Source organism: Providencia sp. wls1922 (genome assembly GCF_009706505.1).
GTDB lineage: Bacteria > Pseudomonadota > Gammaproteobacteria > Enterobacterales > Enterobacteriaceae > Providencia > Providencia lanzhouensis.
In genome coordinates this window covers 148,667-160,697 of the sequence record NZ_WLUG01000088.1, presented here as the reverse complement: position 1 = coordinate 160,697, position 12,031 = coordinate 148,667, and the positions used below count along the sequence as shown (strand labels likewise).

Sequence of the window (12,031 nt, the reverse complement as noted above, 5' to 3'; positions counted from 1 at the left end):
GGAGCATACACAAGTATGTGACTAGGGTAACTTTATGAAGCCAACACAGCTACAGCTTGAAGTATGACGAGATCAAGATCTAAACAGCTTAGGGATTTCGCGCAAGCACCACGACTTCGCCTCCCCCATGCTGTCCCGTCGCCACGCCATAATCATATTCGACTCATGGCTAAACTCCGCCCCCACCACTTGCAGGCGCCCTTCCTTAATATCTTGCTCCACCAGCGGGTATGGCATTGTCGCCACCCCGAGCCCTGCAATTAGTGCTTTGCGCTTATCTTCGATGCTCGATACCGTCAATCTTTGTTGTTTATCCAGCAGTTGCACGGTGATCACTGGGCGCTCACGGGCGGTATCTGCCACCGCAATACCTCGGTATTTCACTCGCGTGGTTTCAGAAAGCGGTTCTGGTTCTTGGTGAATAGGATGGTTCGGGCTTGCCACATAAATATGGTTCAAGGTATACAGCACTTTGGAGTTAATTTCAGAGGATGAACGGAAATGCATATCTGGTGCGATAACAATATCCGCACGTCCTGATTCAAGTCGCTCCCATGCCCCTGCTAGCACCTCAGTAATTAAAGAGAGCTGGGTGTCGGATTTCTCAGCCAGTTTGTCCACCAGCGGGAATAAAGACTCAGCCGGAACCAGCGCTTCACACACAATAGTCAGATGAGTTTCCCAACCTTTAGCTAGCGCCTCCGCATCCGATGTGAGTTTATCTGCGGCTTCAAGCAATACGCGCCCACGCTCTAACAGCATGCGCCCTACATTGGTAAACTTGGTTCGATGTCCTGAACGGTCAAACAAAATAACATCAAGTTCTTCTTCTAACTTCTGCATGGTATAGCTCAATGCCGAAGGAACGCGACCTAGCTCTTCCGCCGCTGCCGCAAAGCTGCCACGCCTATCGATTGCATCCATCACCCTTAACGACTCAAGTGTTAATGCTCTCTCTTTGCTCATGATGTATCTCTTTCAGGAAATTTGAATGATGGAAACAGATTAACTGGCTAACAATTCAACGTCCAGATATTTATTATAACAATATATTACTAGCTATATATTTTGAGTGAGGGTTAACCATTATGATGAAATTAAGATCAGTTAACCATTGTGGGAAAGCAGACTACGGTTGGTTACAAGCACGCTATACTTTTTCGTTTGGTCACTATTTTGATCCAGACCTAATGGGTTTTAAAACCCTAAAAGTGCTCAATCAGGAAGTGCTTGCGCCAGATAATGCTTTTCAACCAAGAGTTTATCCTCATGTTGATATTGTGAACATCATCCTGCAAGGTCAAGCTGAATACCGCGATAATTTAGGTAATACCGTCAGTGCAAAAGCAGGGGAATGCGTCAGCTTTTCGCCTCGCCCTGACCTGAGTTACAGTGAACACAATACCAGTGAGACAACGCCATTAACACGGCTCCAGCTGTGGCTAAATGCGTGCCCACAACAGGAATCTATGCCGCCCCAAAAGTTGGCATTAGCGGAGAAAGATAACAAGCTTATCGCATCACCTGATGGGGACGATGATAGCCTACAACTTCGCCAAAAAATTTGGATAAGCCAGATTTATCTTGAGCCTAATGAATCGAAAACCCTCGCATTACGAGGTAAAAATGCCTATCTGCAATCCATTCACGGTGGATTACAGGTTAGCGGGAAAGAATCGCAATCTTTATCAATGAGCTGTAACGACGGCTTATTTATCCAAGATGAAAATTCCCTAACGCTCACCAGCTACCGAGCATTTAGAGGTTTATTAATTGATTTAGGCGAATCGTTGTAATCCTATTCAGGAGGCGGAAAAAGTGAATTTACTCCATAAATTGCGCAAAATTTGCGAATAGATTCGCAAATTTCATCATTTATATTTCCGCTATCCCGATATCACTGTGATAGAGTCCAGCCATAAGACAGTTAAAAAACCATCAGTTTTTAACTCCGAACTTTATTTTTTTGATTTTAAAGGGGTTCTTGTGGCTTTATTCATTTTGCAGCGACACAATCAAATTTTCTCTCGGATCCTCAATGAGGTTGTCCCTCAAGATGAATTAGCGAAACAGTTTTCCGTTTCCACCCGTACTATTCGTTCAGACATCAATGAAATCAATGAATTAATTAAAGATCATAGTGCTCATATTGTGTATGAGCGCGGGCGTGGATATCGATTAAAAATCGAAAATGATGAAATTTTTTCTGCATTTACTAAGCTTAATGACAAAAATAACCAGATTCCACGCACCAGCAAAGAGCGTATTGATGCCCTATTGCTCAAACTCTTGATGTTATCCCTGCCCGTCAAGCTCGATGATATTGCCGAAGAGTGGTTTGTTAGCCGCAGTACCATTCAGCAAGATATGGGAGCCGTTCGGGAGCATCTTCATCGCTATCAAGTTCAACTGGAGAGCATTCCTCATCAAGGGATCCGCTTAAATGGCAGTGAGTGGGCTATTCGTGCTTGTATGACCGAAGCACTCTGGCGGCAATTTAGTGAGCAAATCACCCCCGATCTCGCCACATTTACCCCGGAAAGTCTGGATAATCTCGATTTAACCTACATCGATAAAGTAGTTCATAACAGCTTGAATCGCTTTGATATTCGTATCAGCAATGAAGGTCATCTTTATCTTGTATTTAACTGCGCCGTCACCATTTTGCGTATTACCCGCGGTCATGAACTCACTGCCAGCGTCAATAACGAAGAGTTAGAAGAAGTCATTACTCAAGCTTGTGATGAAATTTCTAAAGGGTTAATTTACTTCCTGGGTAATGATTTATCCTCAGCTGAATTGAGCTTTTTGCACGATCAAATCATCGCGCAGCGTATCAGCAATCAGCACGCATCAACACAAAAGCATAATCATCACAATGAGTTATCTGAATATATCTTAAATTATATCAACGAGTTGTATAACTATGATTTGCGGAGTGATGAAAAGCTAAAGAAAGATCTGAATACCCATCTTTCTGCTTTAATGACTCGCCTTCAATACCATATTTCTACCCCAAACCCGCTGCTTTCAGACATCAAACAGTATTATCCATTTGCCTATGATGTCACATTAAGCGCCTTAACCAGCGCCAGTAAGCAGCTACTTCCACATCCCATTAATGAAGATGAACTGGGTTACTTAGCAGTGCATATTGGGGTTAGCCTTGAACGAAATTATGGGGCAGGCTCCGCACGCCAAACGGAAGTGTTAGTGGTCACGGATGCGGGTAACTCCACCTTTCGTGTGGTGGAATCCAAAATTATGCGTGAATTTCCACAGCTCAAATTTAGCCGCGGGTTAACACTGCAAGAGTATGAATCGTTAGATGAAGTCGCAGAAGACTTTGTGATCACCACCGTACGGATCTCTGAGAAAAATAAACCAGTTATTAAAATTGCGCCCTTCCCAACCCCCTACCAGCTCGAACAAGTGGGTCGCTTAGCAATGGTGGATCAGACCCGTCCCTATATTATTGAGCGCTTCTTCGATGAGCGTTTCTTTATGATTATCAATGAAAAAATTAGCCAAGAGACGCTGTTTAAAACCGTCTGCCAGAAACTGCAATTAGAAGGCTATGTCACCGCAGATTTTTACCCGTCATTGCAAGAGCGTGAATCCATTGTCTCGACATTGCTGGGTGAAGGGATCGCCCTTCCTCACTCCTTAGGGTTACTTGCCAATAAAACTATCGTGACCACTATCCTTGCCCCGCAAGGCATCGAGTGGAACAAAGAGACCAAAGAGAACGCCTATGTGATTTTCTTATTGGCAATCAGCAAAACTGACTATGAAGAAGCGATGGCGATTTATGATTTGTTTGTCACCTTCGTCAAAGAGAAAACCACCCGCCGCCTAGTGAATGTCAAAAATTTCAATGAATTCCAAGCAATTGCTAAAGATAGTCTCGCGCGAATTTTATAGTTATCAATAATTCCCACCACCATCCCCCCCCCACTTCCCATCATTTCCACTTCTCAGTGGAAAAAGGGAGGTGGCCACTATTTACGTGATCCTAACCACAACTCCACCAAATGATTTTTAATCCAAATTGTCCATTTCATGCGTAAACCAACGTAAGTGGAAGTGAAGATTTCCACTCTATATAGATTTCCACAAATTCATTTCCACTTTTATTTATTAACCTGAGAGCTATTTTCACTTATAAAAAATCGATCTTAATGATTTGAATTTAAATGATTTTAATTACTCACTCGTTATTTGATACACCAAAACCCCCCTCGTAATGTGTTAGTTTTTCCAGTTAGCTTCCTGTTAGATCGAAAATTAACCACCATCCTTCCGGTTACACTTCCAAAATATTTCCACTTTGAACTGGAAATTCCCTGTCTGCAAAATTATCCAAGAAGCGATTAAGGTATTAGCCATGAAGAAAAAAGTGATTTGATTTGAAATATTACCTTGGATTTTAAACAGTTATGAATGAATCAGTTGTGGTTTTCAAAATGTTAGAAGACGACCTTGATATCCATCAGGTCACACAAGAACTGCTAGCAGTGATTACTGACTGGCTCAAACTGGAGGGTTGCTACACCACGGATGTACAGCAACAAATGCTGGAATCTCATCTACGTGCCATGGTCGCTCGAGCCAAAACCGGTGAAGCCTTACCGGAAGTGGATATCAGTTTGTTCGATGAAATTTCGAGCCATTCCATTGCATTAGCGCAACGCGTCGTCGATACCTTGCCGGGGCTTGCACCAGAAGAGACTTATTTGCTCTCAGTTCACTTTGAAGTTGCCCGTTCTAATGATTAATTTTTAGCATCTTATTTTTAGTACTCAATTTTTAGCATTCAGTTTTGGAGAATATTTTATGAAACAGATAGTTATTGTTATCGGCGATCGTTTAGGTAAAGGGCAAAAAGTGGCTGCGGGCGTTGAAGCTGCTGGCGGAAAAGCCATTGTTGTTCCCGGTGTCGCTGCTGACATGAAACTGGGGGATGTGATGAACCAAGAACAAGCTGATCTTGGCATTTCATTCTGTGGTAGCGGTGGTGCAGGCGCCATTACAGCTCAAACCAAATATGGCTACAAAGCGCGTTATGGGATGCGTTCGATTGAAGAGGGAGAAACCGCCATTGCTGAAGGTTGCAATGTTTTAGGTTTCGGATTTATGGACAAGGAAGAGTTAGGCGAGCGCTTAGTTAAAGCTTTTAATAAAAAATACGGCAACGCTTAATGAAAAAATCTATCGAAACGACTGTACGGGTGACAGGGCAAGGCGACACAAAGCAAAAAGCGATTGCTGACGCCTTAAATTCGATTCAAAAAACCGTACTTAAGAACAGCACCGACATCATTCTGCGGATAGAACCCAAGGATGTTGAGGTTGTTAGTGCTCACTCTCATTCGCGGACAGAAAAGTTTCTCTTTCTCTTTTTGCCACGCAAACGTGAACATTTCCGAGTTGTTCTCGACGTTTCGCTGGATGTTACCTTACTTTCTGTCAACGAAATTCCATTTACAGAACAATAAAAGCAATCAGGTCTGGAGTAAATTCCATGAGTGAAACTGCATCTTTCTTAGAAATATTGGGCATGTCCCTCATTATCGGCGGTCTCTGCGGCTTTGGTTTAGGCGCAGGGGCAGCACGTATGTTCCACGCGCCAACCGTTCAAGGTATGGGAGCATTCCGTACCCTTGGTGAGTTAAACGCCTGTGAGGGCGACCCCGCATCACACTTCTCATTCGGCTTAGGATTCTTCTTCAACGCATGGGCATCATCAGTCGCTGCGGGTGCCTTCACCCAAGACGTTGACCACCGCATCATCCCTAACTGGGGTGCTGCTGCTCTATTAACTAAAAACCGCAGTGTGGCAGATACCCTGCATAACCCGAAAAAAATGGCGATTGCCTGTGCCATTATCGGGGCATTGGTGGTCGCCTTCTTAAATACCACGGCGTCCGCAGTACCAGCCGCGCTGCAAACCACCGCTATTAACGTGCTGGTTCCGGCAGCTAACTTACTGGTTAACACCGTGATGCCCGTCATTTTCTGGCTAGCCGCGATGGATGCTGGTCGTCGTTCCGGTTTCTGGGCAACCTTATTTGGTGGTTGCGCACAATTAATCATGGGTAACGCTATCCCAGGTTTAGTGTTAGGGATCTTGATTGGTAAAGGCGTGGATGACAATGGCTGGAACCGCATCACTCGTACCATGATGATCACCGTTATTCTGCTGTTCGTTCTCAGTGGCTTCTTCCGCGAATTTGACCTGAAGATGATCACCTCTTTCAACTTAGACAAACCACTGTGGCTTGAATATGTCCACGGACTGCTGAGCGGGAAATAATCATGACAACTGAAATCAATAAACAAGACTTTTGGTACGCAGAATGGTCTTTCCCTATCTTTGTTGGGCTGCTATCAGCGGGGATCTTCGCGGGTACCCATATGTATGTCGTGTACGGGTTTGGCGCATTTAACGAAGTGGCTTTCGTCGCCATGTTATGTGCAGGGCTAGATACGGGGGTTTACGGTGCGGTCGCCGCCTTCGGTGCAAGCTTCCTGTTTGCGCGGATTATCGAAGGGTCATTAGTGGGGATTTTAGATATCGGTGGCGCACTACAAACCGGTATTGGCTTAGGGGTTCCCGCCCTATTTTTAGCCGCTGGCTGGGATATTTTAGTCACTAACTTCTGGATCTCCCTGATCACAGGTTTATTCCTTGGTGTGCTTATCGGCTTAATTATCGTGTTCGCCCGTAAGTTTACCATTGCACAAGCGAACTCCACATTCGGCGCAGACGTGATGATGGGGGCTGGTAACACCTCCGGCCGTTTCTTGGGTCCATTGATTATCCTTGCCGCAATGGCCGCGTCTATTCCGATTGGTATCGGCGCACTGATTGGTTCACTGATTTTCTATGTATGGCAAAAACCCGTCGCTGGGGGCGCTATCTTAGGTGCAATGTTGTTTGGGTATTTCTTCCCACTCGCCGCTTAATAAATATCTAAGCCCCCTACTTTGGGGGCGAAGAGCAGCCAACAACGCTGCGGTTTGAAGTATGACGAGTATGACTATAAAGAAGGTAATCATGTATTCTCTAATCATCAAACAAGGAAAGCGTATCGATGGCTCAATTATCGATATCCTAATCAAAGACGGAAAAATTCAAGCTGCGGGACCTGAGCTTTCCCACAATCAGCAAGCTGAAAAAATCATTGATCTTGAAGGAAAGCTGTATGTCAGCGCTGGATGGATTGATTCTCACGCCCACTGTTTTACCGAATCGCCAATTTACTTCGATGAGCCTGATCTCGCTGGTGCTGCTGGTGGTGTCACTTCACTGGTTGATGCGGGCAGTGTAGGTGCTGATGATATTGACAGGTTTTATCGGCTCACCACTCAGTCCAAAACCAATGTCTTCTCTCTGCTGAATATTTCACGCATTGGCATTATTGCTCAGAATGAGCTGTCCAACATGGATAATATCGACGATGCGAGTTTCCAAGCTGCACTTGAGCGCCATCCCGGCTTTGTGGTGGGCATGAAAGCGCGCATGAGCAAAAGTGTGGTGGGCGAGAATGGTATTGCGCCTTTGGTTAAAGCCAAAGAAATGCAGAAAAAACACCATCTTCCATTAATGGTGCACATTGGAAATAATCCGCCCAATATTGATGAAGTCGCCGACTTACTCACCCGTGGGGACATCATTACCCACTGTTTTAATGGCAAACCAAATAAAATTTTAGGGGATGATGGATACCTAAAACCATCTATTGCCCGCGCCCTCGCCCGTGGCGTGATCCTCGATGTGGGTCACGGCGGTGAAAGCTTTAGCTTCAAAGTCGCAGAGCAAGCCATGCGAATTGGCACCTATCCAGACATTATCAGCTCAGATATCTATCACCGTAACCGAGTGAATGGTCCCGTCTATAGCCTTGCATTCGTGATGACGAAATTCCTGTGTATGGGCTTTAGCGCCGAACAAATTTTACGCTGTGTCACTGAGAAAGCCGCGGATTTACTGTCTCTTCCTGCTAAAGGTTATTTAAAACCGGGCTTTGATGCAGACATCACCCTATTTGACCTCAAAGAAGAGGCAACCGAGCTGACGGATGCCGACGGCGAGCATCGCATCGGTACCCATCGTTTTGTTCCTGTTGCTGCCATCGTTGGTGGAAAGCACATTATTCCTGCACAAGGCGAATCTGAACATGCAATCAATCTATGAAAAATATCAGTTAAAACACGTTATTAATGCCTCCGGTCGTATGACTATTTTAGGCGTTTCGACCCCAACACCTGAAGTCGTCGAGCGCGTAGCGTATGGGCTGAACCATTATTTTGAAATTAAAAACTTAGTGAACAAAACTGGGGAGTACATCGCTCAACTGCTCAATGTTGAAGCTGCGGTTGTGGTTTCCTGCGCCTCTGCGGGTATTGCTCAAGCGGTGGCGGCGGTGATTGTGCAAGATGATGAGGATTTGCTGCTTAATTTGCACTCCTCCAGCAAATCCGTTCCTCGCGAAATTATTTTGCCAAAAGGGCATAACGTGAACTTTGGCGCCCCCGTGGACACCATGGTCACGTTAGGTGGCGGTAAAGTGATTGAAGCGGGTTTTGCGAATGAATGTAGCGCTGCGCAGTTAGCGGCAAAAATCACCCCGCAAACCGCTGCCATTTTATATATCAAATCCCACCATACTGTACAAAAGAGTATGTTAACCGTGGCGGAAGCCGCCAAAGTCGCTCATGCCCATCAGCTTCCCTTGATCGTGGATGCGGCCGCGGAAGAAGATTTAACTGCCTATTACCAAGCGGGTGGCGACATTGTGATTTACAGTGGCGCCAAAGCAATTGAAGGACCAACCAGTGGCTTAGTTGTCGGTAAAAAACAGTATGTTGAATGGGTAAAACGCCAATCTCAAGGTATTGGTCGTGCGATGAAAGTTGGTAAAGAAGGTATTTTAGGCTTAACACTGGCTATCGAGCAGTACCTCACCGCTACCAAAGAAACTGGGGCGGAAATGATCAGCCGTATGGATAAATTCCTTAAAGATTTAAATACGATAGCCGGTATTTCAGCCCGTATTGTTTGGGATGCCGCTGGGCGTGATATCGCCAGAGCCGAGATCAGTTTCGATGAAAAAGCGATTGGCAAAACCACCTACCAAATCATGGATGAGCTGAAGCAAGGCAATACTGCGATTTATTTTCGTGAGTACAAAGCCAATGAAGGAAAGGTTGAAGCCGATATTCGCAGCGTCAGCACCGAGCAACTTGACGTCATTTCGCAGCAAATTCGTACGTTAGTAGAAGGAATTTAACATGAAGTTGTCACCAAATTTTTACCATGATCGTGTGTGCCTGAACGTTCTAGCAGGGAGCCATCAAAACGCAAAAGATATTTATGCCGCGGCGGAAAGTTTTGTGGTGGTTGGAGTGTTATCTAAAAATTATCCTGACCTTGAAAGTGCCATTGCGGATATGAAGGTGTACGCCAAGGAAGTGGATAATGCGCTGTCTGTCGGTTTAGGTGCCGGCGACCCTAAGCAGTCCACCATGGTGTCTCTGATTTCGAAAGAAGTTCAACCTCAGCATGTGAATCAAGTGTTTACGGGCGCACCGATTAGCCGCGCACTACTGGGTCAGAATGAAACGTTTGTGAATGCGTTGATTTCCCCAACGGGTACGGTGGGCATGGTGAAAATTTCAACAGGCCCATTAAGCGCTCAAGCCCCTGATGGTATCGTGCCGATTGAAACCGCCATTATGATGCTCAAAGATATGGGCGCAGATTCTGTGAAGTTCTTTAATATGCAGGGCTTGAAGTACATTGAGGAATATAAAGCTATCGCAGAAGCTTGCGCGAAGTTTGATTTTTCTTTAGAGCCAACGGGCGGTATTGATTTAGAAAATTTCGCCGAGATTTTGCAAATCGCCCTCGACGCTGGTGTGAAGAAAATCATCCCACATATTTACAGTTCTATTATTGATCAAGCCACTGGAGATACCCGCCCAGAGGATGTCCGCCAATTGCTAAACATGGTTAAAAAAGCGGTAAATTGATGTAGCAATAAGCTACACATAAGAAAATAAATATTAGCGAGACGTTAAAGTACTTACCGCCATAACCATGACAAAGCAGCCAATGCCCCACTCACTTTTTGTGCCGTGGGGCATTTTACTTTTTATTTTTATTCTCTATTTTTTACTCTTCCTTTTGAATCAATGACCTATTCCTCTGGCATTCGGTATGATATGAAACCAATAGTTATCAGGAACCGGGCTATCCCAAACGCCTAGGTAAGCCGCAACCGCAATAGTGGCGAATAAAATACCTAGGGTCAAAATGGCCATCACCATTCCCGATAAAGGGATTTGGCGTTTTTTAGTCGGCGTTTGTAGTGAGAAAGCCAATGTTGATGCCACTGGGCAAGATTCAACGCACGTCATGCACCCCGTACATTCTACCGTTCTGACGTTGATTAATTGGTCAACAGGAATGCGTGATGGGCAATTTTTGGCACATTTTCCGCAATCAATGCAGCTTTCTACGTTTCGGCGAATTTTAACCGGCGAGAATAGCGAAAATATCCCTAGTAATGCACCATAAGGGCAAAGATAACGACACCATGCATTACGAATAAACAGGCTAGCGACGACAAGAACAGAAACTGTGATGAGTGAGGCGCTACTAATATAACGAAAGAAATCCAGCATTTTCACATCGATGATGATCCCATAAGGCGACATCATAAAGTATTGGATCATTTGCGCAGGCATGGAGAGCGAGATATAGAGGAAGAAAGCTAAGAGTAGGTATTTTAATCCTCTTAAGGGGATATCGAGCCATTTAGGTACTTTGATTTGAAAACGAAACAGTTTCTGACCTATTTTCCCGATATATTCCGATATTGTGCCTATCGGGCACAGCCATGAGCAAAAGGATTTTTTCAGTAATAAACTGATGATAATAAAGGAAGCCAAGAGAAACATTGCTGCGGCATGTATGGGAGGTAATCCCCCTGTTTCAATGGTGTATTTTAAGTTCATTAACCCCGCAATAGGCAGCCAGCCTTCGATGCCTCCCGGACGAGGAAGATACAACGTCGCACCGCCCGTTTCGTAATAGCGCACCCAGTAATAGAAGGTAATGCCTATATAAATGTTGATCGCCAAAAGCGTGATTTGCACGACTTTCCGCCATGTCGAGGCGTTGCGCCAATCATTCCAAGGGAGTTTTCCGCCAATGGTACCAGGACGGCGAGGGTATCGTACTGAGGGTTTCTTTGCCATGTCCGCCTATCTCTTTAACATGCATTTTAAATACCATTATTGTATTTAAGTCCCCAGAGCTCGTATTGATTTGCATCACTGCCTTGCGATGTTGGCGATGGATATGGCGTGTTGATAGGAAGATAAGTAAATAGAGATTTTTCTAAATAATTTGACTTGTCGTTTTCTTTATATAATTCAAGCCGAGATTTTTTCTAAATAATTCGAGGTGTGCCAAGGCGGCAAAATGAGGAAATCCCTAGGAGCATACACAAGTATGTGACTAGGGTTGGCGAATGAAGCCAACGCAGTCACAACTTGAAGTATGACGAAAAAATTGGAGTTGGTCGGTAAGCCGGGTTCTGTCGTGGACAACCATTCATCTAGGCCAGCACTTGCGCACTGGCTCCAGCAACCTACCCGAGTTCAATGCGGGCCGCACCATATGAACCCCTATTTGGTCTTGCTCCGGGTGGAGTTTACCATGCCACGAACTGTTGCCAGTCGCGCGGTGCGCTCTTACCGCACCCTTTCACCCTTACCTGATCCTGTAAACAGGCCATCGGCGGTTTGCTCTCTGTTGCACTTGTCGTAGGCTCGCGCCTCCCAGACGTTATCTGGCACCCTGCCCTATGGAGCCCGGACTTTCCTCCCCTCTACCCGTCTCCCGAAGGGACTACGATAAAGCAGCGGTTGTCTGACCAACTCCGCGGCGAATTATAGGCACTTTACACTAGCTTGTACAGACTCAATGGCAGCCAAATTGCGTCAAAACCTATACTTA

General features: G+C 45.2%; 12 protein-coding genes and 1 other RNA gene. 10 read left to right on the top strand and 3 right to left on the bottom strand.

Features of this window, described 5'->3' with window-relative positions:
- Positions 1 to 72: 72 nt before the first annotated feature.
- On the bottom strand, positions 73 to 966 hold the full coding sequence (locus tag GKR71_RS10360) for a LysR family transcriptional regulator (RefSeq protein WP_036956167.1): 894 nt from the start codon (positions 964 to 966) through the stop codon (positions 73 to 75).
- A gap of 122 nt (positions 967 to 1,088) precedes the next feature.
- Between GKR71_RS10360 and GKR71_RS10355 the strand changes: the two genes are divergently transcribed.
- The 10 genes from GKR71_RS10355 to dagF all read left to right on the top strand — a co-directional run bounded on the left by GKR71_RS10355 (position 1,089) and on the right by dagF (position 10,038).
- The gene (locus tag GKR71_RS10355) at positions 1,089 to 1,796 is read left to right on the top strand and encodes a pirin family protein (RefSeq protein ID WP_154634248.1); all 708 of its coding nucleotides are present in this window, start codon (positions 1,089 to 1,091) and stop codon (positions 1,794 to 1,796) included.
- A 190-nt stretch (positions 1,797 to 1,986) separates the two neighbouring features.
- Positions 1,987 to 3,924: a PRD domain-containing protein gene (locus GKR71_RS10350; protein ID WP_230085062.1), complete on the top strand. Its 1,938-nt coding sequence runs from the start codon at positions 1,987 to 1,989 to the stop codon at positions 3,922 to 3,924.
- A gap of 515 nt (positions 3,925 to 4,439) precedes the next feature.
- Positions 4,440 to 4,778 (top strand): transcriptional antiterminator, encoded by a 339-nt coding sequence (locus GKR71_RS10345; RefSeq protein ID WP_036956160.1) that lies wholly within the window; start codon positions 4,440 to 4,442, stop codon positions 4,776 to 4,778.
- A gap of 58 nt (positions 4,779 to 4,836) precedes the next feature.
- Entirely contained in the window at positions 4,837 to 5,202 is a 366-nt protein-coding gene (locus tag GKR71_RS10340) for an SFCGS family glycine-rich protein (RefSeq protein ID WP_036956157.1), read from the top strand.
- On the top strand, positions 5,202 to 5,498 hold the full coding sequence (locus GKR71_RS10335; protein WP_006659132.1) for a DUF4312 family protein: 297 nt from the start codon (positions 5,202 to 5,204) through the stop codon (positions 5,496 to 5,498). The genes GKR71_RS10340 and GKR71_RS10335 overlap by 1 nt, the downstream gene beginning before the upstream one ends.
- Positions 5,499 to 5,524: 26 nt before the next feature.
- Positions 5,525 to 6,316, top strand: coding sequence for a DUF4311 domain-containing protein (locus tag GKR71_RS10330; RefSeq protein WP_036956155.1), 792 nt, complete (start codon positions 5,525 to 5,527; stop codon positions 6,314 to 6,316).
- Between the two features lie 2 nt (positions 6,317 to 6,318).
- Entirely contained in the window at positions 6,319 to 6,969 is a 651-nt protein-coding gene (locus tag GKR71_RS10325) for a DUF4310 family protein (protein WP_154634247.1), read from the top strand.
- 91 nt (positions 6,970 to 7,060) lie between these two features.
- On the top strand, positions 7,061 to 8,200 hold the full coding sequence (locus GKR71_RS10320; RefSeq protein ID WP_036956151.1) for an amidohydrolase/deacetylase family metallohydrolase: 1,140 nt from the start codon (positions 7,061 to 7,063) through the stop codon (positions 8,198 to 8,200).
- A complete protein-coding gene (locus GKR71_RS10315) occupies positions 8,184 to 9,296 on the top strand; it encodes a DgaE family pyridoxal phosphate-dependent ammonia lyase (protein ID WP_154634246.1) in 1,113 nt (370 codons plus the stop codon). Before GKR71_RS10320 ends, GKR71_RS10315 begins: the two co-directional genes overlap by 17 nt.
- Position 9,297: 1 nt before the next feature.
- On the top strand, positions 9,298 to 10,038 hold the full coding sequence (gene dagF / locus GKR71_RS10310; protein ID WP_036956146.1) for a 2-dehydro-3-deoxy-phosphogluconate aldolase: 741 nt from the start codon (positions 9,298 to 9,300) through the stop codon (positions 10,036 to 10,038).
- A 159-nt stretch (positions 10,039 to 10,197) separates the two neighbouring features.
- Here the strand turns inward: dagF and GKR71_RS10305 are convergent, their stop codons facing one another.
- Together GKR71_RS10305 and rnpB are read right to left on the bottom strand one after the other, a co-directional pair.
- Positions 10,198 to 11,268: a 4Fe-4S binding protein gene (locus tag GKR71_RS10305; RefSeq protein ID WP_154634245.1), complete on the bottom strand. Its 1,071-nt coding sequence runs from the start codon at positions 11,266 to 11,268 to the stop codon at positions 10,198 to 10,200.
- A 314-nt stretch (positions 11,269 to 11,582) separates the two neighbouring features.
- An RNA gene (gene rnpB, locus GKR71_RS10300) (RNase P RNA component class A) lies at positions 11,583 to 11,956 on the bottom strand.
- Between the last annotated feature and the right edge of the window lie 75 nt (positions 11,957 to 12,031).

Excerpts from the sequence above, each read along its gene's own strand:
- GKR71_RS10360 (WP_036956167.1), bottom strand. The coding sequence starts at position 966 with ATGAGCAAAGAGAGAGCATTAACACTTGAGTCGTTAAGGGTGATGGAT.
- GKR71_RS10355 (WP_154634248.1), top strand. The coding sequence starts at position 1,089 with ATGATGAAATTAAGATCAGTTAACCATTGTGGGAAAGCAGACTACGGT.
- GKR71_RS10345 (WP_036956160.1), top strand. The coding sequence starts at position 4,440 with ATGAATGAATCAGTTGTGGTTTTCAAAATGTTAGAAGACGACCTTGAT.
- GKR71_RS10340 (WP_036956157.1), top strand. The coding sequence starts at position 4,837 with ATGAAACAGATAGTTATTGTTATCGGCGATCGTTTAGGTAAAGGGCAA.
- GKR71_RS10335 (WP_006659132.1), top strand. The coding sequence starts at position 5,202 with ATGAAAAAATCTATCGAAACGACTGTACGGGTGACAGGGCAAGGCGAC.
- GKR71_RS10330 (WP_036956155.1), top strand. The coding sequence starts at position 5,525 with ATGAGTGAAACTGCATCTTTCTTAGAAATATTGGGCATGTCCCTCATT.
- GKR71_RS10325 (WP_154634247.1), top strand. The coding sequence starts at position 6,319 with ATGACAACTGAAATCAATAAACAAGACTTTTGGTACGCAGAATGGTCT.
- GKR71_RS10320 (WP_036956151.1), top strand. The coding sequence starts at position 7,061 with ATGTATTCTCTAATCATCAAACAAGGAAAGCGTATCGATGGCTCAATT.
- GKR71_RS10315 (WP_154634246.1), top strand. The coding sequence starts at position 8,184 with ATGCAATCAATCTATGAAAAATATCAGTTAAAACACGTTATTAATGCC.
- dagF (WP_036956146.1), top strand. The coding sequence starts at position 9,298 with ATGAAGTTGTCACCAAATTTTTACCATGATCGTGTGTGCCTGAACGTT.
- GKR71_RS10305 (WP_154634245.1), bottom strand. The coding sequence starts at position 11,268 with ATGGCAAAGAAACCCTCAGTACGATACCCTCGCCGTCCTGGTACCATT.